17 protein-coding genes and 1 tRNA gene are annotated in these 22,634 nt (G+C 70.7%); 9 read left to right on the top strand and 9 right to left on the bottom strand.

All coding sequences use genetic code 11. The features are described 5' to 3' along the window. Positions 1-55: 55 nt before the first annotated feature. The 5 genes from topA (at position 56) to ACIQM3_RS24170 (ending at position 9,355) form a co-directional block, all read left to right on the top strand. Positions 56-2,923: a type I DNA topoisomerase gene (gene topA / locus ACIQM3_RS24190; RefSeq protein WP_401627483.1), complete on the top strand. Its 2,868-nt coding sequence runs from the start codon at positions 56-58 to the stop codon at positions 2,921-2,923. Positions 2,924-3,113: 190 nt separating this feature from the next. Then, positions 3,114-6,224, top strand: coding sequence for a dTMP kinase (gene tmk, locus ACIQM3_RS24185; protein WP_401627482.1), 3,111 nt, complete (start codon positions 3,114-3,116; stop codon positions 6,222-6,224). 115 nt (positions 6,225-6,339) lie between these two features. Then, positions 6,340-7,545: a DNA polymerase III subunit delta' gene (locus tag ACIQM3_RS24180; RefSeq protein WP_401627480.1), complete on the top strand. Its 1,206-nt coding sequence runs from the start codon at positions 6,340-6,342 to the stop codon at positions 7,543-7,545. A gap of 108 nt (positions 7,546-7,653) precedes the next feature. Then, positions 7,654-9,183 carry an alpha/beta hydrolase gene (locus tag ACIQM3_RS24175; RefSeq protein ID WP_401627479.1) on the top strand — a complete coding sequence of 510 codons (1,530 nt, stop codon included), beginning with the start codon at positions 7,654-7,656 and terminating at the stop codon, positions 9,181-9,183. A gap of 98 nt (positions 9,184-9,281) precedes the next feature. Then, positions 9,282-9,355 (top strand) — tRNA-Thr (locus ACIQM3_RS24170). Between the two features lie 276 nt (positions 9,356-9,631). On the opposite strand, the gene ACIQM3_RS24165 is transcribed toward ACIQM3_RS24170, so the two are convergent. After that, positions 9,632-10,477 carry an NAD(P)H-binding protein gene (locus ACIQM3_RS24165; RefSeq protein WP_401627477.1) on the bottom strand — a complete coding sequence of 282 codons (846 nt, stop codon included), beginning with the start codon at positions 10,475-10,477 and terminating at the stop codon, positions 9,632-9,634. Positions 10,478-10,712: 235 nt separating this feature from the next. Here ACIQM3_RS24165 and ACIQM3_RS24160 point away from each other — a divergent pair, with 235 nt between their 5' ends. Further along, positions 10,713-11,324 carry a TIGR03086 family metal-binding protein gene (locus ACIQM3_RS24160; RefSeq protein ID WP_401627475.1) on the top strand — a complete coding sequence of 204 codons (612 nt, stop codon included), beginning with the start codon at positions 10,713-10,715 and terminating at the stop codon, positions 11,322-11,324. A gap of 63 nt (positions 11,325-11,387) precedes the next feature. Here ACIQM3_RS24160 and ACIQM3_RS24155 read toward each other — a convergent pair whose 3' ends face one another. The 5 genes from ACIQM3_RS24155 to ACIQM3_RS24135 all read right to left on the bottom strand — a co-directional run bounded on the left by ACIQM3_RS24155 (position 11,388) and on the right by ACIQM3_RS24135 (position 18,004). Then, positions 11,388-12,422 (bottom strand): methyltransferase, encoded by a 1,035-nt coding sequence (locus ACIQM3_RS24155; protein ID WP_401627474.1) that lies wholly within the window; start codon positions 12,420-12,422, stop codon positions 11,388-11,390. Between the two features lie 43 nt (positions 12,423-12,465). Beyond that, entirely contained in the window at positions 12,466-14,013 is a 1,548-nt protein-coding gene (locus ACIQM3_RS24150; protein ID WP_401627473.1) for an FAD-binding oxidoreductase, read from the bottom strand. A 105-nt stretch (positions 14,014-14,118) separates the two neighbouring features. Further along, entirely contained in the window at positions 14,119-15,822 is a 1,704-nt protein-coding gene (locus ACIQM3_RS24145; protein ID WP_401627472.1) for an NAD(P)/FAD-dependent oxidoreductase, read from the bottom strand. A gap of 111 nt (positions 15,823-15,933) precedes the next feature. After that, complete coding sequence (locus tag ACIQM3_RS24140; protein ID WP_401627471.1) at positions 15,934-17,409, bottom strand: FAD-dependent monooxygenase; 1,476 nt, start codon at positions 17,407-17,409, stop codon at positions 15,934-15,936. Between the two features lie 199 nt (positions 17,410-17,608). Beyond that, positions 17,609-18,004, bottom strand: a complete 396-nt coding sequence (locus tag ACIQM3_RS24135) for a pyridoxamine 5'-phosphate oxidase family protein (RefSeq protein ID WP_401627470.1) — start codon at positions 18,002-18,004, stop codon at positions 17,609-17,611. A 170-nt stretch (positions 18,005-18,174) separates the two neighbouring features. Here ACIQM3_RS24135 and ACIQM3_RS24130 point away from each other — a divergent pair, with 170 nt between their 5' ends. Continuing rightward, positions 18,175-18,606: a winged helix-turn-helix transcriptional regulator gene (locus tag ACIQM3_RS24130; RefSeq protein WP_401627468.1), complete on the top strand. Its 432-nt coding sequence runs from the start codon at positions 18,175-18,177 to the stop codon at positions 18,604-18,606. Positions 18,607-18,669: 63 nt separating this feature from the next. Here the strand turns inward: ACIQM3_RS24130 and ACIQM3_RS24125 are convergent, their stop codons facing one another. From ACIQM3_RS24125 to ACIQM3_RS24115, 3 genes are read right to left on the bottom strand one after another with little or no spacing between them, the layout of a single operon-like run. After that, a complete protein-coding gene (locus ACIQM3_RS24125) occupies positions 18,670-19,209 on the bottom strand; it encodes a flavin reductase family protein (protein ID WP_401627467.1) in 540 nt (179 codons plus the stop codon). Between the two features lie 13 nt (positions 19,210-19,222). Then, on the bottom strand, positions 19,223-20,566 hold the full coding sequence (locus ACIQM3_RS24120) for a cation:proton antiporter (protein ID WP_401627465.1): 1,344 nt from the start codon (positions 20,564-20,566) through the stop codon (positions 19,223-19,225). Next, entirely contained in the window at positions 20,563-21,012 is a 450-nt protein-coding gene (locus ACIQM3_RS24115) for a nuclear transport factor 2 family protein (RefSeq protein ID WP_401627463.1), read from the bottom strand. Before ACIQM3_RS24115 ends, ACIQM3_RS24120 begins: the two co-directional genes overlap by 4 nt. A 202-nt stretch (positions 21,013-21,214) precedes the next feature. Here ACIQM3_RS24115 and ACIQM3_RS24110 point away from each other — a divergent pair, with 202 nt between their 5' ends. Beyond that, positions 21,215-21,910 (top strand): antibiotic biosynthesis monooxygenase family protein, encoded by a 696-nt coding sequence (locus ACIQM3_RS24110; protein ID WP_401627461.1) that lies wholly within the window; start codon positions 21,215-21,217, stop codon positions 21,908-21,910. A gap of 203 nt (positions 21,911-22,113) precedes the next feature. Next, positions 22,114-22,634 (top strand): SRPBCC family protein (locus ACIQM3_RS24105; RefSeq protein WP_401627459.1); only part of this gene is annotated, 521 nt, incomplete at its 3' end.

The raw sequence follows: 22,634 nt of genomic DNA, 5'->3' as shown, positions 1-22,634 counted from the left end.
GCGTAAGAGCGCTGCCCGGATGCCCCACGAGTGCCGACCGGAGAGAAGAGCGAAGTTGTCCCCGACCAGCGAGACCGCAGGCCGCCGACTCGTCATTGTCGAGTCGCCTGCCAAGGCGAAGACGATCAAGGGCTATCTCGGCCCCGGATACGTCGTCGAGGCGAGCGTCGGGCACATCCGCGACCTGCCGAACGGCGCCGCCGAGGTGCCGGACGAGTACACCGGTGAGGTACGCCGCCTCGGCGTGGACGTCGAGAACGACTTCCAGCCGATCTACGTCGTCAACGCAGACAAGAAGGCCCAGGTCAGGAAGCTCAAGCAGCTCCTCGCCGAATCCGACGAACTCTTCCTCGCCACCGATGAGGACCGCGAGGGCGAAGCCATCGCGTGGCACCTGCAGGAAGTCCTCAAGCCCAAGGTCCCGGTCCACCGGATGGTCTTCCACGAGATCACCAAGGACGCGATCAGGGCCGCCGTAGCCAACCCGCGCGAGCTCAACCAGCGCATGGTCGACGCCCAGGAAACCCGCCGTATCCTCGACCGCCTCTACGGCTACGAGGTCTCGCCGGTCCTGTGGAAGAAGGTCATGCCGCGGCTCTCGGCGGGCCGTGTCCAGTCGGTCGCCACCCGCCTCGTCGTCGAGCGGGAGCGCGAGCGCATTGCCTTCCGTTCCGCCGAGTACTGGGACCTGACCGGCACCTTCGCCACCGGCCGCGCCGGTGACACCTCCGACCCCTCGACGCTCACCGCCCGCCTCAGCGCGGTCGACGGGCGCCGCATCGCCCAGGGCCGCGATTTCGGCTCCGACGGGCAGCTGAAGCAGGGGTCCGCGCAGACACTGCACCTGGACGAGGCGAACGCCCGCGCCCTGGCCGCCGCCCTCGCCGACTCCTCGTTCGCGGTGCGTTCGGTCGAGTCGAAGCCGTACCGCCGCTCGCCGTACGCGCCCTTCCGTACGACGACCCTCCAGCAGGAGGCGAGCAGGAAGCTGGGCTTCGGGGCGAAGGCCACGATGCAGGTGGCGCAGAAGCTGTACGAGAACGGCTTCATCACCTATATGCGTACGGACTCCACGACCCTCTCGGACACCGCGATCTCCGCGGCCCGGGCGCAGGTCACGCAGCTGTACGGTGCGAACTACCTGCCCGACAAGCCCCGCACGTACGCCGGGAAGGTCAAGAACGCGCAGGAGGCGCACGAGGCGATCCGCCCCTCCGGGGACCGCTTCCGCACCCCGGCCGAGACGGGCCTCACCGGCGACCAGTTCCGGCTCTACGAGCTGATCTGGAAGCGGACCGTCGCCTCCCAGATGAAGGACGCCACGGGTAACTCCGTCACGGTGAAGATCGGTGGCCGGGCGAGCGACGGCCGTGACGCCGAATTCTCCGCGTCCGGCAAGACGATCACCTTCCACGGCTTCATGAAGGCGTACGTCGAGGGCGCGGACGACCCGAACGCCGAGCTGGACGACCGTGAGCGCAGGCTGCCGCAGGTCGCCGAGGGCGACGCGCTGACCGCCGACGAGGTCACGGTCGACGGCCACGCCACCAAGCCGCCGGCCCGTTACACCGAGGCCTCGCTGGTCAAGGAGCTCGAAGAGCGCGAGATCGGCCGCCCGTCGACGTACGCCTCGATCATCGGGACCATCCTCGACCGCGGTTACGTGTTCAAGAAGGGCACGGCCCTGGTGCCGTCGTTCCTGTCGTTCGCCGTGGTCAACCTGCTGGAGAAGCACTTCGGCCGGCTCGTCGACTACGACTTCACCGCCCGCATGGAGGACGACCTCGACCGCATCGCGCGGGGCGAGGCCCAGTCCGTGCCGTGGCTGCGGCACTTCTACTTCGGCACGGGTGACGACACGACCGGCGCGGGCGCGGCCTCCGCCGCGGGCAACGGCGACGGGGACCACCTCGGCGGTCTGAAGGAACTGGTCACCGACCTGGGCGCCATCGATGCCCGGGAGATCTCCTCGTTCCCCGTCGGCAACGACATCAAGCTCCGCGTCGGCCGCTACGGCCCGTACATCGAGCGCGGCGAGAAGGACTCCGAGGGCCACCAGCGCGCGGACGTGCCGGAGGACCTGGCGCCCGACGAGCTGTCCGTGGAGCTCGCGGAGGAGCTGCTGGCCAAGCCGAGTGGCGACTTCGAGCTCGGGGCGGATCCGGTCAGCGGCAACCAGATCATCGCCAAGGACGGGCGCTACGGCCCGTACGTCACCGAGGTGCTGCCCGAGGGCACGCCCAAGACGGGCAAGAACGCGGTGAAGCCGAGGACCGCGTCGCTCTTCAAGTCCATGTCGCTCGATACGGTGACGCTGGCCGACGCGCTCAAGCTGATGTCTTTGCCGAGGGTCGTCGGCGAGGACGCCGAGGGCGTCGAGATCACCGCGCAGAACGGCCGCTACGGTCCGTACCTCAAGAAGGGCACGGACTCGCGTTCGCTGACCTCCGAGGACCAGCTCTTCGACATCACCCTCGAAGAGGCGCTGGCGATCTACGCCCAGCCGAAGCAGCGCGGGCGGGCCGCCGCCAAGCCGCCGCTGAAGGAGCTGGGCACGGACCCCGTGAGCGGAGCCCCGGTGGTCGTGAAGGACGGCCGCTTCGGTGCGTACGTCACCGATGGCGAGACGAACGCGACGCTGCGGACCGACGACAGCGTCGAGGACATCACGCCGGAGCGCGGTTACGAGCTGCTCGCCGAGAAGCGGGCCAAGGGGCCGGCGAAGAAGAAGACGGCGAAGAAGGCTCCGGCCAAGAAGGCGACCGCGAAGAAGGCCACGGCGGCGAAGAAGACGACCGCCAAGAAGGCCACCGCCACCAAGACGACGGCCGCGAAGAAGACGACCGCCGCCAAGAAGGCGCCGGCGAAGAAGGCGACCGCCACGGCGAAGAAGACCGCTTCGGCCTCCTCCGAGGAGAGCTGACCGCGAGCTGAGCCGCCGGCAGTCGGCTGCGGGAGCCGCGAGGAGCAGGTGGTCAGGCGTGCACGAACGCCGGAAGGGCCGGGGAGACCCGGCCCTTCCGGCGTTCTCGCGAGGTGCGGACAGCGTTCCCGTTGGGCATATGTTCGGACGCGGCCCCCGGGCACCGCACCGCTCCCGATAGGCTGGGCGGATGACGCGAGCCGAGCAGCCACCGGTCGTGAGCCCCACCTCCGACACACTTGCCGCAGACTCACGCGAGCGCGCCGTACGAGCCCTGTTGCGTGTTCCCCCGCTCAGGCGGTTGTGGAGCGCCCAGCTCGTCGGCAGTATCGGCGATTCACTCGCCCTTCTTGTGCTTGTGCTGTTGTCGCTGCAGGCGGCGGTCCTCGAGGGCTCCTTCGGGGCCGGATACCGCGGGGCGGCTTTTGCCGTCGCCGCCGTGTTCGGTGCCCGGATTCTTTCCACCGTGCTCTTCGGAGCCGTACTACTGGGACCTCTGACGGCGCTCACGGCGCCCGGCGGTCCGATCGACCGGCGCTGGCTGATGATCGGGGCGGACGCTCTGCGGCTCGCCCTGTTGGTCGTCGCGCCCCTGTGGATCGACTGGATGCCGGACAAGGCACTCATGATGATCCTGATCACCGTCTTCGTGGCAGGCGTCGGCGAACGGCTGTGGGCGGTGGCCAAGGAGAGCGCGGCTCCCGCGCTGCTTCCCGCCCCGCCCCTGGAGGGCGCCGCCGTGCGCCCGCTGCCGGACCACCTCGACGCCCTGCGCAGGCTCTCCCTGCGGACGAACTTCCTGTCGGTGCCCGCGGCCGCGGTCGTGCTGGTGGTCGCCGCGCTGATCGGTGAACTGCTGGGTACCGGCTTCGACTGGTTCTCCTTCCACCAGGCCGCCCTCGGTTCCTACATCGCGGCCGGGCTCTTCTCCGCCTCCGTCTCGACGCTGTACTTCCTCGAGCTTCCGGCCACGCAGACGCCCCGCCCGCGCTCGCCCCTGGAGGGCCTGCGCCGGCCGGCCACCGGAGCGGGGTCCGACAAGGGCCGCACCGGGAGCGTCCCGCTGGTCGTCGCCGCGTGCTCCGCGGTCGCCGGGGCCATCGCGGCCGCGGCGGGCGTCTCCGTGCTGCACGCCGCCGACCTCGGTGGCGGACCCGCCACCTTCGCCCTGCTGATCCTGGCCCTGAGCGGTGGCACCGCGCTCGGTATCCGTACCGCGCGGAAGGTGCTGCCCGCCCTGTCGCGCCGTCGGCTGCTGGCCCTGGCGGTCGCAGTCACGGGCGTGGCGCTCCTCGCGCTCGGCCTGGTGCCCGACACCGCCACCGGGCTGCTGATCGCGCTGCTCGCCGGTTACGCGGCGGGGGTCGCCGCCAACATCGGGCATGCGGTCATCGACCAGGAGACGGAGGCGTTCCGGCAGGCCAGGGCCACCGAGCACCTCCAGGCCGTGGTCCGGGTGCTGGTCGCGCTCGGGGCGGTGGGCGGACCGCTGCTGGCCGCCGCCATCGGACGGCACCGTCTGGGATCCGGTGACTTCGTCTTCGCTCACGGCGGCGCGGCCTTCACGCTGATGCTCGTCGGCGCGCTGCTGCTGCCCGTCGCGGTGATCGTCCTCGCCAGGACCGACGACCGTGCAGGTGTGCCGCTCCGCCGCGACCTGCGTGAGGCACTGCGCGGCGGCGACCCCGCCGTCGCGCCCGCGGCGAACGGTTTCTTCCTCGTCCTGGAGGGCGGAGACGGAGCCGGAAAGTCCACCCAGGTCGAGGCGCTCGCCGAATGGATCCGAGCCAAGGGCCACGAGGTCGTCGTGACGCGCGAGCCGGGGGCCACCCCGGTCGGCAAGCGCCTGCGGTCGATCCTGCTGGACGTGTCGTCGGCCGGTCTGTCGAACCGGGCCGAGGCGCTGCTGTACGCCGCCGACCGTGCCGAGCACGTCGACTCGGTCGTCCGCCCGGCACTGGAGCGCGGCGCGATCGTGATCTCCGACCGCTACATCGACTCGTCCGTCGCGTACCAGGGCGCGGGCCGGGACCTCGCCCCGACCGAGATCGCCCGGATCTCGCGCTGGGCGACGAGTGGGCTCGTACCGCACCTGACGGTTCTTCTGGACGTCGACCCCGAGACGGCACGGGAACGCTTCACCGAGGCGCCCGACCGGCTGGAGTCCGAGCCGGCCGAATTCCACACCCGGGTGCGGTCCGGCTTCCTCACGCTCGCGGCGGCCGACCCGGCCCGCTACCTGGTGGTGGACGCCGGACAGGAGCCGGAAGCGATCACCACGGTCGTACGCCACCGGCTCGACCGGCTGCTCCCGCTCTCCGAGGCCGAGATCAGGGCCCAGGAAGAGGCACGCAGGGCAGCCGAGGAGGAAGCCCGGCGCAAGGCCGAGGAAGAGGCCGCGCGCAAGGCCGAGGAGGAGCGGCTGGAGCGCGAGCGGCAGGCTCAGCTCGCCAAGCTCCGCGCCGAGGAGGAGGAGCGCAAGCGCCGCGAGGAGGAAGAGGCGCGGCAGCGCGAGGCCGAACGGCAGGCGGAGGAGGCACGGCAGCGTGCCGAGGAGGCCCGCCGCCGTGCGGAGGAGGAGCGGGCCCGTCTCGAGGCCGAGGAGCGGGTGCGCGAGGCCGAGCAGGAGCGGCTGCGCCTGCAGGCCCAGGAGGAGGCGCGGCTGCGCAAGGAGGCGGAGGAACTGCGCCTGGAGAAGCAGCGCAAGGCGGAGGAGGCGCTGGTGCGGGCCGAGGAGGCCCGCCGCCGTGCCGAGGCCGAGGCTGCCGCCCGGGCGGAGGAGGCGGCTGCGGCCGCCGCCGCGGAGCGCGCCCGGGAGTCCGGCTCCGGGTCCACCGGGCCGTCCGTGCCGGACAACGAGCTCACCGTCCCGACTCCGGTCGTGAACCCGAACGAGATCACGCAGCCCGTGCCGGTCGCCCGGCCGGACCGCCCGGCGCCCGACGCGGACGAGACGACGGTCCTGCCGCCGGTGCGCGACGCGGACGAGACGGCTGTCCTGCCTCCGGTGCGCGACGGGAACCCGTCGGACCGGGTTCCGCCGGGCGTCTTCCGCGACGAGCGCGGGGCGTCCCGCCCCGAGAGCGAGAACGAGCGCACGCGTGAACTGCCCCAGATCAGCGACGACCCGCAGGCGGGACCGGCGGCGCAGGGCGCTTCCGGCCGCCAGAAGCGTCCGCGTCCCGACTGGGCCGAGGAGACGCCGCTCGACGATCTGCCGTCCCTGGCCGACGAGCTGCTCGGCGGCAACGACGACGATCAGGGCGGCTCCGGACGGGGCGGGCGACGGCCCCGCCGCTGACGGGCGGACGCCGGGCGCGGGCACGGAACGCCGGGACTGTCGGACCCTTCCCGCACAATAGGGAGGCGCCGGGGTTCCGGCGTTCCAGCACCACGCCACCGGAAGGGCGGTGACCATGACCGTTTGGGACGACCTGGTCGGACAGGACCGGGTGCAGGAGCAGCTCGGTGCCGCCGCCCGGGACGCCGATGTCCTGGTGACCGCCATCTCCGAGGGCGAGCCGGTGCCCCCCGGCTCGAAGATGACGCATGCCTGGCTGTTCACGGGCCCGCCCGGATCCGGCCGGTCCACCGCCGCCCGTGCCTTCGCCGCCGCGCTCCAGTGCACCAGCCCCGACCGCGCCCTGGGCGGGGCTCCCGGCTGCGGCTTCTGCGACGGCTGCCACACGGCCCTGATCGGGACCCACGCCGACGTCGAGGTGATCCGGACGGATCTGCTCTCGATCGGTGTGAAAGAGACCCGTGAGCTCGTCCGCCGTGCCCAGCTGTCCCCCGCGGTGGGCCGCTGGCAGGTCATCGTCATGGAGGACGCGGACCGCCTCACCGAGGGCGCGGGCAACGTCCTGCTGAAGGCGGTGGAGGAGCCCGCGCCCCGCACGGTGTGGCTGCTCTGCGCGCCCTCCCTCGAGGACGTCCTGCCCACGATCCGCTCCCGCTGCCGTCACCTCACGCTGCGTACGCCTCCGGTCGACGCCGTGGCCGATGTGCTGATCAGGCGGGACGGCATCGACCCCGAGCGTGCCGCCTCGGCCGCCCGTGCCACGCAGGGGCACATCGGCCGGGCGCGCCGGCTGGCCACGGACGAGCGGGCGCGTGCCCGGCGTGCCGCCGTGCTCAAGCTCCCGCTGCGTGTCCATGACGTCGGCGGCTGCCTCAAGGCGGCCCAGGAGCTGATCGACACGGCGACCGACGACGCCAAGCAGGTCGCCGAGGAGGTCGACGTCAAGGAGACGGACGACATGAAGGCGGCGCTCGGCGGCGTGGCGGGGGGCCGGATGCCTCGCGGGACGGCGGGTGCGATGAAGGAGCTGGAGGACAGGCAGAAGCGCCGCAGGACGCGTACGCAGCGCGACAGCCTGGACCTCGCGCTCAGTGAACTCACCGGCTTCTACCGCGATGTGCTGGCGCTCCAGCTCGGCTCCCGGATCGCCCTCGCCAACACCGATGTCCGGGACTCCCTCGACCGGATCGCCGAGTCGTCCACCCCCGAGCGCACCCTGCGCCGGATAGAGGCTGTGATCGCCTGCCGCCGCGCCCTCGACCGTAACGTCGCGCCGCTGCTGGCCGTGGAGGCCATGGCGGTCGCGCTCCGGGCGGGCTGAGGCCGGCGTCCCCGCTCGGCGCGCTCCCGAGGTGCGTGGGGGGCGGGTGAATTCACCCGTATGAGCAGGGAATCGGTTGAGTCGTCACACGACGGCTACGCTCCGGGGATGGACACCAGGCGCCTGCTCCGCATCTTCGCCACCGCGCTCGGCACTGCCGGCCTCCTCGTCTCCGGCTGCAGCAGCGGAAGTTCGGCGCCGAGCGCGTCGGCGACGGGTTCGGCCGCCACCGAGGAACTCGAGCCGTACTACGGGCAGAAGCTGCGCTGGCGGAACTGCGGCGTGGAGGGCTTCCAGTGCACCACGATGAAGGCCCCTCTGGACTACGCGAAGCCCGACGGCGGGGACGTCGAGCTGGCCGTCTCGCGCAAGAAGGCCACCGGACCGGGCAAGCGGATCGGTTCCCTCCTGGTCAACCCGGGTGGCCCCGGCGGCTCGGCCGTCGGCTACCTCCAGGGGTACGCCGCCATCGGCTACCCCGCCCCGGTCCGCGCCCGGTACGACATGGTGGCCATCGACCCGCGCGGAGTGGCCCGCAGTGAACCGGTCGAGTGCCTCACCGGCAAGGAGATGGACGCCTACACAAAGGTCGACCAGACTCCGGACGACAAGGGCGAGATCACCAGGCTGGACAAGTCCTTCAAGAAGTTCGCCGACGGCTGCGCGAAGCGCTCCGGCAAGATCCTTCCGCACGTGTCCACGGTCGAGACGGCGCGTGACATGGACATCCTGCGGTCCCTGCTCGGCGACGAGAAGCTGAACTACGTCGGCGCCTCGTACGGCACGTTCCTCGGTGCGACCTACGCCGATCTGTTCCCCGCCCGGGCGGGGCGTCTCGTCCTGGACGGGGCGATGGACCCCTCGCTCCCCGCGGTCGACATCAACCGCGATCAGACCGCCGGCTTCGAGACGGCCTTCCAGTCGTTCGCCGCGGACTGTGTGAAGCAGGCCGACTGCCCGCTCGGCACCAGGTCCACCGCGGCGGCTGCGACCGCGCTGAAGAAGCTCTTCGCCGATCTGGACTCCGAGCCCGTGCCGACCGGCGAGCCCCGGAAGCTGACCGAATCCCTGGCGACCACGGGTGTGATCGCCGCCATGTACGACGAAGCCGCCTGGCCCCAGCTCCGCGAGGCCGTCGCCTCGGCTCAGCGCGGTGACGGCTCCGGCCTCCTCGCCCTGGCCGACAGCTACTACGAGCGTGACCCGAGCGGCAAGTACGCCAATCTGATGTTCGCCAACGCCGCCGTGAACTGCCTCGACCTGGCCCCCGCCTTCGCCCGCCCCGCAGAGGTGGAGAAGGCGGTCCCGGAATTCGAGAAGGCCTCCCCGGTCTTCGGCAGGGGCTTCGCCTGGGCCGCGCTGAACTGCGGATCCTGGCCCGTGGACCCCACCGGCACCCCGCACCGCACCGAGGCGGAGGGCGCCGCCCCGATCGTCGTGGTCGGCACCACCCGGGACCCGGCCACCCCGTACAAGTGGGCCGAGTCCCTCGCGGAGCAGCTCTCCTCCGGCACTTTGCTGACCTACGAGGGCGACGGACACACGGCGTACGGCCGGGGGAGCGACTGCGTCGACACGGCGATCAACACCTACCTGCTGGACGGCACTCCGCCCAAGGACGGTAAGAAGTGCACCTGACCTGCTAATACGGCAGCGGCGCCGGGCGGTACGGAGCACCCCCGGAAACTGTGTAGACTTGGCGTCGCTGCTGACCGCACCATGGTGCGACAGAGCGTGCCGCCTTAGCTCAGTTGGCCAGAGCAACGCACTCGTAATGCGTAGGTCTCGGGTTCGAATCCCGAAGGCGGCTCTGTGGAAGCCTCAGGACTCACTCGCCGTGACCTGGGGCTTTTGCTTTTGCCGGACTCCGCCAAGGGCGGGGTGCCGGCCGCGCGAGTACCGACGGTCTCAGTTCTGGTTTCGGTGGGGCCTGGATCCGGCCTCGGATCGTCGTCCGTCCCTGACGCCCGATCGTGCACCCGGACATGCCGCCGGGCGGCCGCTGCCCACGGGGGAACGATGGCAGCGACCGCCCGGCGGCGGCACGGTGGGGCGGGGGCCTACGGACGCCCCTCCCGCCGGCTTGCTAGCGGAACGCCGGCAGGTTGCGGGTCACCCAGTCGCCGAAGGGGCGGGCCGGGCGGAGGAGGACCTTCTCCACGTCGGGGCTGACCTGCTGCTCGACCGGGAGCGGGGAGCCGAGGACGTCGAGGGTGCCCTCCACGACGGGCGGCGGCATGAACTGGGACATCTGCTCGGCGGCTGCCTCACGGGTCAGGTCCACATAGGTCACCTGCTCGCCCAGCGCCTCGGAGATGATCTCGGCCTGGCGGCGCGGGGTGATGGCCTCGGGGCCGGTGATCACATAGGTCTGGCCGGCGTGACCGTCCTGGGTCAGCGCGGCGGCCGCGATGTCGGCGATGTCCGCCGGGTCGACGACCGGCAGGGCCACGTCGCCGAACGGGTGGAAGACCGACCGCTGGGTGCGGATGGGGTCGGCCCAGGCGAAGGAGTTGGACGCGAAGCCGCCCGGACGCAGAATCGTCCACTCGAGCCCGGACTCGCGGACGGCGGCCTCGAACTCGCGCAGGCGGTTGTGCGAGAGCGTGTCCGAGCGCGTACCGGCCAGCTGGGAGGAGACGAGGACGACGCGCTTGACGCCGGCCTCCTTGGCGATGCCGAGCAGGTTGACCGCGGGCTCGCCGGGGCCGTTCAGCTCACCGGCCAGCAGGATGAAGAAGGCGTCGGCACCCGCGAGCACCGGGCGGACGCTCTCGAAGTCGCCGAGGTCGGCCTGGGCGTGCCGGACGCCCTCCGGAAGACCCGACGCCAACGGACGGCGCGAGACGGCCACGACCTCCTGGCCGGCCTCGGCGAGTTCCGTGACCAGCAGACGGCCGATGTTACCTGTGGCTCCGGTGACAACAATCATGAAACTGCTCCCTCGTGGGTGGGTCAGGGGTGAGATTGCCGCTGCCAAGCAGCCGCGTCGTACGGGTCCGACGGCGATCCCCGTCGTCACGTCAGGAAAGCTAGCATCGGCGGCATAGTAGGTACCTAGGGGAAAGTGACTGCCCCTCAGGTGCAAGTCGCGACCGGAGGGCTCGTTCCTACAAGTCCTTGTCAAGTGGCTGCACGGAGATCGGTCGGTCCGGAAAGCTGGCGTCATGACTGACGCCACGTTCCCCTCGTCCACCCCCTCAGCCGACGCCACCGACCCGCGCGACGGCCTCTTCAAGGCCGTCGCCCTGGCCGGCGAGACGCTCGCCGCACTGCGGCCGGAGCAGTACGACGACGCCACTCCATGTCCCGAGTACTCGGTCCGTGACCTCGCCAACCACCAGGTCTCGGTGTTGCGCCGGCTCGCCGTCATGGGGGCAGGCGGCTCGTTCATGAGCCACCCGCACTTCGCCCAGGACGTCGCCGACGGCGAGTGGGACCGGGCGTGGGCAGAGTCCCGCAAGGAGTTCGACGAGGTGTGGTCCGACCCGGCCGTGCTGGGGCGGGAGATCGGTCTGCCGTGGGGCCCGGTACCGGGAGCGGTCGCCTCGGTGATCTATACCAACGAGTTCGTGCTGCACATCTGGGACCTGGCCAAGGCCACCGGTCAGTCGCCCGAGTGGGACCCGGAGATGCTCGCGGCCCCGCTGGCTTACATGCACCGGGCCGTGCCCGCCGAACCGCGCGGCAACCCGGTGCCGTTCGGTCCGGTGGTGGAGGTCCCGGAGGACGCTCCGGCCATCGACAGGCTGGTGGGCTGGTACGGCCGGCGCCCCTGAGGTCCTCCGTCCGCCGCTTGCCCCTCCGCTCTCGCACAGGGAGCGGAGGGGCAAGCGGGCGGTTCACGCGCGTACGGCCTCGACGATGCTGCACAGGCCGCCGCCCGGCAGGATCCGGGACAGCTTCAGCCCGGCCCGCGCGAACAGTTCGGCGTACTGCTCCTCGCTGCGCTGCACCCCGTCCGCGTGGGCCATCATGTTGAGGTCCATGAGCTTGACGGTGAGTCCTTCGGCACCGTCCGGGGGCATCACGACCTCGACCAGCAGGACACGGGCGTCGTCGGTCATCGCCTCGCGGATGCGGGTGAGGATGGCCTGTGCCTTCTCGTCCTCCCAGTTGTGCAGGACGTTGACCACCAGATAGCCGTCACCGCCCTCGGGCACGGACTCGAGGAAGTCCCCGCCGGCGATCTCCACGCGGTCGCGCACGCCCGCCTTGTCGAACTCGTCGCCCGCCCCGGCCACCACCTCCGGCTGGTCGAAGAGAACGCCCTTCGTCTCCGGGTTGGCCGCGAGGACGGCTGCGAGGAGCTGGCCGTGACCGCCGCCCACGTCGACCAGCCTGCGGAACGAGCTGTAGTCGTAGGACTGCACCACCGGTGTGGTGACCTGCGAGGACGTGTCGGTCATGGCCAGGTCGAAGATCCGGGAGACCTCGGGGTTGTCCCGCATGTACTCCCAGACCGGCTTGCCGTGGACGCTCTCGAAGACGGAGCGGCCGGTGCGGACGGAGTCGGCGAGTCCTGTCCAGGTCGAGCGGTCGGCGGGCAGGCCGACCCAGCGGGCGAAGTTGCGCATCGAGTCGGGTGCGTCGCTGCTCAGCGCCCGGCCCACCTCGGTGACGGCGAAGGTGCGGCCCGCGCTCTCCTCGAAGAGGCCGATGTCGGCGGCGGCCCGCAGCAGCCGGTAGAGGTTGGTGGGGTCGGCGTCGAGCTCCTTCGCCAGGGCCTCGATGTCCTGGGGGCCATCCGTCAGGGCGTCGGCCACGGCCAGTTCGGCGACGGCGCTGACCGCCGCGGCGACCCAGCTGGCCATCGACAGCTGGAGGATCCGGGCGGAGGGGGGAATCTCGGTGGGTGCGGACGACACGGCGGTCACAGCCTTTCGGTACGGGGTCTGCCGGGCAGGGGACGGAGGCGGGTCAGGCGGCGCCGACGGACTGCGGGAAGTTGAAGAAGCGCTTCGGGTCGTACTTCTTCTTCACCGTGAGCAGCCGGGCGTAGTTGTCGCCGTAGTAGGACCGCTTCCAGTCCGGGAGGGCGGGGTCCATGTAGTTCACGTAGGTGCCGCCGTTGGAGTACGGGTCGACCGCGGCGAATCCGCCGTTCACCCACGCCTGCGAGACGGCCTTGCCCGCAGCGGTGGCCTGTGCGGTGTCCGCGATGGTCGACCGGTAGCTCACGCAGTAGAGCGTGTCCCGATGGGGGTAGGCGGTGGCGGATTCGGCGATGTCGTTGGCGGCGCCGCCGAACCAGTGCACCTCGAGGGTGCGTCGCTGGCCGGTGGCGCGGTGCGCGTCGAATGCGGCCATGACCTGTGACCAGCCGGCGGCCGGAAGCGGGTCGGTGACCATGCGCATCCGCTCGACGCCGAAGGCGGGCCGGGGCAGGACCCCGGTGGGACTCTTCTCCGAGCGGCGGCAGGCGTCCTGGCTGAGGCTGCCGCAGCCGAAGATGTTCACCATCAGGTCCCGGTAGGACGTGGTCATGTCCTGCCGGCCGACGGGCTGGCCGGTCATCGCGAGCAACCGGGCTGTCTCTGCGGCCAGTTCGGCGGAGGTGCCACGGGAGACCAGGGTGATGGCGGTGTCGGGCACCGCGCCGGGCGCGGCGTCGGGCAGCGTGATGTAGACGCCGCCGCTGATGGAGCGGGGCGCGTCGACCAGCCAGCGGGTGGAGGCGTCCATGATCTCGGCGGCGCGCTCGTACGGGAAGAACAGGTACGAGACGAGCAGGGGGCCGACCACGTGATGGGTGAGTTCGTACGACGTGATGATGCCGAAGTTGCCGCCGCCTCCTCCGCGTATCGCCCAGTACAGGTCGCTGTTCCTGTTCGCCGAGGCGGTGACGGTGCTGCCGTTCGCGAGCACGACCTGGGCGGAGCGCACGGAGTCGCAGCCGACTCCGAGGGTGCGCGTCATGAAGCTGAGCCCGCCGCCCTGGAGGAAGCCACCGGTGGCGACCGTGGGGCAGCCGCCGCTGCTGAGGGCGACGCCCTTGGCAGCAAGGGCGTTGAGGACATCGATGTTGAGGGAGCCGGGGCCGAGGGTGACCGTGCTCGGCCCGACGTTGATCGCCTTGATCTCCGAGACGTCGATGACCAGGCCGGGGCCGGTGGAGGCACCGGCGTAGTTGTGACCGCCGCTGCGGACGGCGACGGGCACACCCTGCTCCTGGGCGAAGCAGACTGCCTTCGACACGTCGGCGGAGCTGGTGCAGTAGGCGACCGCCTGGGGGCGGATGACGTCGAACTGGGCGAGTTCGAGCTGCTTGGCGACCTCGTAACCGGCGTCGGCCGGCAGCACCAGGCGGCCGGCCAGCTTGCCGGCCAGCTGGTCCCAGGCGGCGGCGGTGGGAGTGCCGGCGGCGGCGCCGGACGCCGTTGTGGCGAGGGCGGTCGTGGTCTGCGGGAGCAGGGCGGCGCCCACGCCGCCCGCGGTCGCACCCAGCATCGTTCTGCGGCTGATCATGGGTATTCCAGGTGTCCGTTCTGGAGAGTGGGAAAAGGGAATTCCGGAGGAGACTCCGGGAAGGGGCGCACACGGAAGGGAGCGGCGGGTGCGCGAGGGGCCCTGTCAGGAGACCTTGCGGCCGCGCAGGCCCTGCCTCACGACACCGGTGAGGAAGGAGCGGCCCAGGTCGCGCATCTCCTTGGGGCCGGAGGTGTTCGCCCACCACATGAACTTCATCATCGTGGGGGTGGTGGCCCGGAAGAACCGCTGGTCCTCGGGGCCCTTCCAGCCGAAGGGCGTGTTGACGGACTCGCAGTCGCGGATCGCCTCGAAGACGATGTCGGCTGCCTTGTCCCCGTCGATCTCGCCCGCCTCGTACCGCTCACAGGTCTCCACCGTGAGCTCGAAGAGGTGCTTGAAGGCGTGGCTGTCCGGCCACCACAGACCCGGGTAGGGCGCCTTCTCCATTTCCTTGAAGTGCCGGTCGTCACCGTCCAGCGCGAACTTCTGGCGGGCCATGATCTGCCGCATGGTGGCAGGGGTGGTGAAGCAGGCCCAGACGCGGAACACCGCGTTCCACAGGCGGAAGTGGCTGAACGCGATGTAGGAGCTGTTGACGATCTTGTCGTTGTGGTCCAGGAGCCCTTGCTCCAGGGTCTCGACGTAGGCGAACCGCTTCTCGTCGAAGTCGTCCTCGCGCAGGGCGTCGAGCAGTCGCCAGACGAGCGCGTCCACGACCTCGAAGGTGTTGGACAGGCCGCGGGAGTAGAGCGGGTCGACGAAGCCGGCCGCGTGCGACATCAGGCACCAGCGGTGGCCGACGGTCTGCTTGGAGGAGTACTGGATGCGGTCCGGGGTGGAGACCCACTCCCTGATCCGGCTCGCCCCCTCGAACTGCCGCTTCACCGCGGGGTACTTGTCGAGGTAGTGCTGGAACTCCTCGTCCGGCGTCATGTCGTCCGGCTTGGGGTACAGCCGCTCGTCGAAGGTGAGGCCGACGCTGCAGGCCGGGTTCTTGGAGTCCTTGTAGTTGTCGAAGGGGATGATCCAGAACCAGCCGCGCTCGATGAGGTGGTGCAGTGTGCCGCCGTGGAAGGGCGACTCGGGCGGCGGGCGCAGTGTCTCCGGGTAGTTGCAGACATCGTCGTACGGCTTGATGCCGATGTAGTGGGTGAAGAGCGAACGGGCGTGGTGCTTGAGCCGTGACGGCTTCTCCCGCAGGTCGAGCTTCTGCGCCAGCGGGGAGCGGAAGCCGCTCGCATCGATGAGATAGCGGGCGCGGAAGACCTCGCCGTTGCGGCCCGTCACGGTGACGCCGTCCTCGTCGAGGTCGAGGTCGGTGGCGAGCCAGTTCTGCCGGATGGTGCAGCCGTACTTCGCGGCGACGTTCAGGTAGTACGAGTCCGTGTCCTGGCGGTAGAGGTGGACTGCTTCGGTGAGCATCTTCGGGATGACGAACATCGTCGCCTCCCGCGGATCGGGCTCCTGGTCCTCGCGGTGGTTGACGAAGCCGAAGCTCTGCTTGCGGCCGTGGTGCGGACCCATGTGCTCGGTGATCGCCTTGATGTCGAGCATGTGGGCGATCTCGGGGACGTCGTAGCGGTCGGCCAGGATGTGCAGCCACTCCACGAGCTGCGGATTCTGGGACTCTCCGACGGCGAACCGGGGGTGCTGGCCGGCGTCGATGAGTACGACGTCGATACCGTGGCGGGCCAGGATCGCTCCCGTGATCGAGCCGGCGAGGCCCGATCCGAGGATGGCCACGTCGCACGTGGTCGGATCGGGGGTCTGCGCGGACTCGTTCGCTGTCTCGGCCTTGGTGGGCAAGACGGCACTCCTCTTGTCTTGGGCGGACCGGTGGTTCCGGGGTGTCCGGGGGCCGGCTCGGACGGGCCGGGTGCGCCGGAGACCGGGCTCACCCGGCCTTCGGACGTGGGCTCAGGCGGCTGCGCGCGGCGTGCCGAACCAACGGCCGAGCGCGTCGGCCAAGCCCTCTGCGGAGCCGGCACCGCTCGCCCAGGCGACGTAACCGTCGGGCCGGACGAGCAGGTTGGCGGCCGGAGCGCCGGCCTCGGGGCGGGTGGCGGTGACGATGTCGACGCGGTCCGCCCAAGGGGCGGCGGCCTCGCGCAGCCCGCCGTCGTCGAACAGGTCGAGCAGCACCGGGCGGCCCGCGTGCAGCAGTTCGTACGTGGTGGTCTTGGCGTCGCCCACCAGGAGGTCCTGCTCGGGCAGCCGGCGGCCGAGCAGTGGGTGGCCGCCGGTCGCCGCGCCGTAGGTGATGTCGAGGCCGGTGACCAGGCCGACGAGGTGGTGGCGTACCTGTTCGATGCGGACCAGTTCCGCGAAGAGGTCCCGCAGCGGCTGGGCCTCGGGGCCGCCGAGGTACAGGGTGCGCTGCACGAGGGTGTTCTGGATGACGCGGGCGCCGACCGGCTGCCGCTCGGCGTGATAGGTGTCGAGCAAGCCGTCGGGGGCGTGTCCCTTGATCTCGGCGGCGAGTTTCCAACCGAGGTTGACGACGTCGCCCACGGCGGCGCTGATGCCCTGGGCGCCGATCGGCAGGTGGATGTGCGCGGCGTCGCCGGCGAGGAAGACCCGGCCCTTGCGGTATTCGGTGGCCTGACGGCTGGCGTCGGTGAAGTAGCTGGTCCACAGCGGGGTGGCGCCGCTGATGTCCTCGCCGGTCACCCGCTGGAAGGCGGCGGCCACCTCGTCGAAGGTGGGCGGCTCCTGCGTGGGGCGGACCCCTGCCCCGCGTTCGAAGACGACGACGCGGGTGGCGTGCGGACCGAGCGGGAGGACGACGACCATGCCCGCGTGGCCCACCTCGCCGGTGGGGCGGATGCGGACCTGGACACCTGTGACGTCGGCCATCTTCATCTCGATGGTGGCGCTGACGCCCGGGAAGCCGATGTCGGCCAGACGGCGCACCGAGCTGCGGGCACCGTCACAGCCGACCAGATAGGCGGCGCGGAGGGTCTGGGGGCCGTCGGGGCCGACGACCTCGACCCGGACGCTGTCCTCGTCCTGGGTCAGACCGGTGACCTCGTGGCCCCGGCGTATCTCGGCGCCGAGTCCGGCGGCCCACTGGTGGACGATGGCCTCGGTGCGGGACTGCGGGACGCCGCGCACCCCGAAGTTGCCGCCGTCGACGATGGTGTAGTCGAGCGGAATTCCACCGAAGTGGCCACCGGGAATGGTCTCCAGTTCACCGAAGTCCCCGAGCAGACCGCGCTGTCCGAATTCCTCGATGGTGCGGGCCGAGAAACCCAGTGCCCGCGACTGCTGCATGGGCTGGGTGAGCCGGTCGAGCACGAGGACGGAAACACCCTGAAGGCGTAGTTCCCCCGCGAGCATGAGTCCCGCGGGGCCCGCACCGGCGATGATTACATCGGCGTTCAACTTTTCCATATTCCCTCTCCCGCTGCCGTTTCTCCCAGTATTCCGAGGCGGCTCGGGAAGCTGAATGGGCGGCGGTACAGGGTTGTGACAAGTTCGTCAGAGTTCCGGCAGTTGGGCGGGTGAATTGCCAAGAGGGTGCAGGGGACGTCCCGGCACCCTCCTCTCCGCTCGCTCCCGCGCCGGCCGGGCACGGTCGGGAGGGAGCCGGTCAGTACAGGCCCATGACGCGGTCCACGGAGATCTCGACGACGGCGAGCCCGGGAAACTGCGGCGGCGAGGACCAGTAACGCGCGGTGTAGCGACGGACCCCCTCCTCGACCCGGGCCGGGTCGGTGGAGACGGTCGCCACGCCCTCCAGGGTGATCCAGCGCGGGCCGGCCGACTGGCAGACGGCGACCGGGCTTTGCGCCCTGGCCAGGATGTTGCGGGCCTTGCGCCGCGAGACCGTGGTCATGACCCGGGCCGTTCCCGTCTCGCCGTCCCAGGTGAACCGTACGGGCGCGACGTGCGGAGTGCCGTCGGGGCGCAGTGTGGTGAGGGTGCACTGGTGGTTCTCGGCGAGGAAGGCCTCGGCCGTGGCGCCCAGGGGCAGGTGCAGGGACATGCCACTCCTACGAGCTGGTTCGGACATGGGCGTACCGGCGTACGCGAGCAACGGAGCGCTGCAATGGGCGAGTTGACGGTCAGTAGGTTGCCGGTGCCGACTTCCGGGAACCTAGCAGCACGGGTAAAGTGAGTACCTAGGGGAAAGTGACTTTCTAAAAGGGAGCATGCATGGACAGCGTGACCTCGGTGGGGCCGGGCGGGAGCGCCGTGGCTCTCCCGGAGCGGGTCGGGGCGGAGCAGGCGTGCCCGATCGCCCCGGTGCTGGACATCGTCTTCAGCCGGTGGACGACCCCGATCCTGTGGACGCTCAACGCCTACGGGGTGCAGCGCTTCGTGGAACTGCACCGCAACATCGGGACGATCACGGCCAAGGTGCTGACGCAGCGACTGCGTCAGCTGGAACGGGACGGCCTGGTGCTGCGCACGTACTACCCCGAGGTGCCGCCGAGGGTGGAGTACGAGATCAGCGACCTGGGCCGGAGCCTGGCCCCGCTCTTCGCCTCGCTCGCCGAGTGGTCCTCGGTGCACCTGCCGAAGGTGGAACAGGCCCGGCAGGTGTTCGACGGTCGCGGGGAACCGGCCGGTCCGCACGGGCGCTGAGGCCGGTGCGGACCGGAGGGGGCGCCGGCCCGGCCCCCGCCGGTCCACGGCCCCCGCCCGGCGTCAGGTCGTGCTGGGTACGGGCGGGCCGGCGAGGCCCCGCATGGCACCTTGGTAGAAGATCAGCGGGTCCACGTCCGCGGCGGGTGCCGCGAGTCCGACGACCTCGCCCAGCAGGATCGTGTGGTCACCGCCGTCGTACTGGGCGGACAGCCGGCACTCCAGGTGGGTCAAGGCGCCCTGGAGCACCGGGAGCCCGCCGTCGGTTCTGGTGTGCGGGACCTCCTCCAGCCTCGCCGTCCGCCGCCCGGCGAACGCCCAGGCCACCGGTTCCTGCCGTTGGGTCAGGAGGTTCACCACGAATCCACCGGAATTCCGGACGACCGGCAGCAGACGCGAGTTCTCGTGCAGGCAGACGAGGACGAGCGGCGGGTCCAGGGAGACCGAGGTGAAGGAGTTCACCGTGGTCCCGGCGCTCTCGTCCGCACGGCCCGAGGTGATGACGGTGACGCCGGTGGCGAAGTTTCCGCACACGGTGCGCAGCGTGCGGCCGTCGACCGGTGTACGTCGTCCGGGGGCGGAGGTCTGTGGAACGGGTATCACGACAAGCCTCTCGTCAGGTGCGCGGCGGGGTGGAGCCCGCGACGGATTCGGACGTACGCGGCGCGAGGCCGCTCCCCCCGGTGGCCGCGGGTGCCCCCGGCCGGTCGGGGCGGTGGTGCCGGGACAACAGAGGACCCGCCATCGCGGTCGTGACCAGGGCCATGATCACCAGCATGGTGAACATGCGCCCGTCGAGCACGCCCAGGCTGACGGCCGCGTTGAGGATGATGAGTTCGGTCAGACCGCGGGTGTTCATCAGGAGTCCGAGGTCCTTCGACTCCCGCCAGGAGAAGCCGGCCATCCGGGCCGGGACGATCGCGCCGATGAGCTTGCCCGCGCAGGCGACGATGACGATGGCGACGAGCGCGACGACGTCTCCGGCGGTGAGCGCGCCCAGGTCCACGTTGAGGCCGGTGACGATGAAGAACACCGGGAGCAGCACGCGGCTGACGTGTTCCATGGGGGTGCGCACGTGCTGCGCGAGGACCAGGGACGGTTCACGGGGCATCACGAAGCCGAAGAGGAAGGCGCCGAAGATGGCATGGATGCCGATCCATGTCGTCACCCAGGCGGAGACCAGGGCCCCGGCGCAGAGCACCGCCAGCAGCATCGACCAGCGTTCGGTAGCGGCCCAGCGCCACATCAGGCGGGCGGCGAAGGGCCGGACGACGATCAGCATGAAGGCCACGTAGACCACGCTCAGCGCGCCGATGCGGGTCAGGTCCGCGTAATCGCCGTCGGCGGCGACCAGCGCCGATACGTACGCCAGCAGACACCAGGCGAGCAGGTCGTCGATGGCGGCGCTGGCGAGAGAGACCGAGCCGACCCGGGTCTCCAGGAGCTTGTTCTCGTTCAGGATCCTGGCCAGGACCGGAAAGGCGGTCACCGACATCGCGGTGCCCAGGAAGGTGGCGAAGGCGAGGAAGGTGATCTTGTGGCCGGCGACGACGGAGTGGTGCTCGTACAGCGGCACCGCGAGGGCGAACCCGAGGCCGAAGGCGACCAGGATCGACGACAGAGACACGCTCGCGGCGAGCTTTCCGTGCCGCCTGACCAGCCGTTTGTCGAATTCCCAGCCCACGAGGAACATGAAGAGGATCAGGCCGACCTGGGAGACAGCCGACAGCAGAGGCCGGACCTCCGGGGGGAAGATCCTGTCGGTGAGGTCACCCGGCAGCAGACCGAGGACACTGGGGCCGAGCAGGATGCCGGCGGTGATCTCCCCGATCACCGCCGGCTGACGGACCTTCTGGGCGAGCCGCCCGAGCACGGCACCCGCCACCAGCACCAGACCGATGTCGGCGAGCATGACGGCCAGCTTCATCTCCTGTGCGTCGGCAGCCGCCAGGGCGGTCATCGGGCCTTCTCCGCGCCGTTGGGCGGGGTGCCGCGGATCCACAGCACCTGGAAGGAGAGCACCGACATCCGCCATCCCTCCGGGCCGCGACGGGCCTCGCCGGACGCCAGCGTGCCGGCCTGGAACAGCGGCTCGCCGGGTGCTCCGGGGTGGTGGACGTGGGTGGTGAGGACGTTGGCGCGGAAGGTCGCGTGTTCCCCGTCCTCGTCGACCGTGACGACCGCCGGGGAGCCGTGGTGCTGGGTCGCGGCGAACGCCTCCAGCGACGCGCGGTGGTAGCCGGCCAGTCCCTCGATACCGTCGTGCCGGCTGATGGGGAACACGACGGCGGCGTCCTCGGTGAAGAGGCCGCGCACCCACGCGTCGTCGATCTCGTCGTCGTCGAGTCCGACGAGATACCGGTCCAGCAAGGAACTCGTCTCGAATGCTTCCTGCCCTGGATTCATTGTCCGAGGATGCAGGTAGGCGCGCCCGGCGGCCAAGGGCGCTTTTCATATTCCTGACGAAGTCCGTGGAGTTCCGTGACGCCGCCCTCGGGGGCTTGGCAAAGGCGTATGCAAACCTGAGAGGGAAGGTCTTCAATTCCCCTTCGGCGCCTTGCCATGCTCTTTGCGTATCGATCCTTCCTCCGACGAAAGCGACGAGAGAATGCCGAAGATCGCAGCCGACGGCCAGCATCTGACCGTGCTCAACCTTTTCTCGACCGACGCTCCCGAGAAGCAGGAAAAGCTGCTCGCCGCCATGCGCGAGATCGTCGACTCGGCGGCCTACGAGGGCTGGATCTCCAGCACGGTCCACTCGGGCCAGGATCGGCCGGGCACCGCCAACCTCATCCAGTGGCGCAGCACCGAGGATCTGGAGAAGCGTTACGCGGGCGAGGAGTTCAAGCACCGCACGCTGCCGCTCTTCGGCGAGATCACCACCTCGATCCGGCTGCTCCAGAACGAGATCGCCTTCACTCAGCAGAAGCCGGAGCTCGGTGGTGTCACCGAGGTCTCCCCCACGCGCGACGACTACACCGTCATCGAGCTGTTCGGGGTGGAGGAGAAGGACCAGGAGGATCTGGTGGACGCGCTGGGCGAGTCCCGCACGTGGCTGCTGGACGTGCCCGGTTACCGCACGCACACCGTCCTGCGCGGTCTGCGCGCCCGGGGCATCGAGGGCAGGTTCGTCGTCGTGTACTCCCAGTGGGACGGCAAGGAGGCCTACGACACCTTCCGCGACCAGCCGGAGGACGGGCGTACGGCCGACCGCCGGAAGACCGAGGACCGGGTCTCGGCTCTGCGGACCTGGCAGGAGGAGAACACGTACCAGGTGGTGCACACCCGTACGGCGGGCGAGTGACCCCGGGGCGGTCCGGTGAGGTGACCTTCCCGCTGTCGGACGGGCCACCGCCGGGCTCCCCTTTCCGGTGGTGCTTCGCCGCCGCCCGGCCGCCCCTCCGCGTCCGCCCGCCTCGCCCGGTCCCGCACACGCGGGGCCGCGGTCGCGCGGCAGGACACGGTCTGTCGGACCGGGGACCTTCGGAACGAAAAGGAGAGGGCAGCATGCGGCTGCACCCGAATGCGCGCCAGGGCGCGCACGAGATAGACGTGCGCGTACCGGCGGACACGGTCCATCGGCGGATCGCTGAGGCCGGCGACTGGCCGCTGGTCTTCCCCGAGGTGCTGCACTCCGAGCACACCGAGGCTCCCGAGGGCGAGGAGCTCCTGCGCGTCTGGGAAGTCAGGGACGGCGGAGTCCCACGCGACCGCCTGCTGCGGCGGATCGTCGAGACGGCGGCTCGCCGGGTCAACTTCCAGCACCTCGCGGTCGATCCCCCGATGGCCGGCCGGGCCGGTGCCTGGGTGGTCGAGCCGCTGGGGGCGGAGGAGTCACGGGTCCGGCTGCTGCACGAGTTCTGGACCGAGGAGGACGACCCCGCCTCCGTGGCGGAGGCCCGGAGCCGGGTCGACCGGGACGACGTCGCCGCGCTGGCCGCGTTGAAGGAGAACGTGGAGGCCGCGCACACCGCGCGGGAGCTGACCTTCTCCTTCGAGGACACCGTCCTGATCCACGGATCGGCCAA

This window comes from Streptomyces sp. NPDC091271 (genome assembly GCF_044757505.1).
In the GTDB taxonomy this organism is placed as follows: Bacteria; Actinomycetota; Actinomycetes; order Streptomycetales; family Streptomycetaceae; genus Streptomyces.
Note: the sequence above shows the minus strand (reverse complement) of the source record. Positions and strands in the feature narration are given on the sequence as shown.

Coding starts and splice junctions, on each gene's coding strand:
- tmk (WP_401627482.1), top strand. CDS start 3,114: ATGACGCGAGCCGAGCAGCCACCGGTCGTGAGCCCCACCTCCGACACA.
- ACIQM3_RS24180 (WP_401627480.1), top strand. CDS start 6,340: ATGACCGTTTGGGACGACCTGGTCGGACAGGACCGGGTGCAGGAGCAG.
- ACIQM3_RS24175 (WP_401627479.1), top strand. CDS start 7,654: ATGGACACCAGGCGCCTGCTCCGCATCTTCGCCACCGCGCTCGGCACT.
- ACIQM3_RS24165 (WP_401627477.1), bottom strand. CDS start 10,477: ATGATTGTTGTCACCGGAGCCACAGGTAACATCGGCCGTCTGCTGGTC.
- ACIQM3_RS24160 (WP_401627475.1), top strand. CDS start 10,713: ATGACTGACGCCACGTTCCCCTCGTCCACCCCCTCAGCCGACGCCACC.
- ACIQM3_RS24150 (WP_401627473.1), bottom strand. CDS start 14,013: ATGATCAGCCGCAGAACGATGCTGGGTGCGACCGCGGGCGGCGTGGGC.
- ACIQM3_RS24140 (WP_401627471.1), bottom strand. CDS start 17,409: ATGGAAAAGTTGAACGCCGATGTAATCATCGCCGGTGCGGGCCCCGCG.
- ACIQM3_RS24135 (WP_401627470.1), bottom strand. CDS start 18,004: ATGTCCCTGCACCTGCCCCTGGGCGCCACGGCCGAGGCCTTCCTCGCC.
- ACIQM3_RS24130 (WP_401627468.1), top strand. CDS start 18,175: ATGGACAGCGTGACCTCGGTGGGGCCGGGCGGGAGCGCCGTGGCTCTC.
- ACIQM3_RS24120 (WP_401627465.1), bottom strand. CDS start 20,566: ATGACCGCCCTGGCGGCTGCCGACGCACAGGAGATGAAGCTGGCCGTC.
- ACIQM3_RS24115 (WP_401627463.1), bottom strand. CDS start 21,012: ATGAATCCAGGGCAGGAAGCATTCGAGACGAGTTCCTTGCTGGACCGG.
- ACIQM3_RS24110 (WP_401627461.1), top strand. CDS start 21,215: ATGCCGAAGATCGCAGCCGACGGCCAGCATCTGACCGTGCTCAACCTT.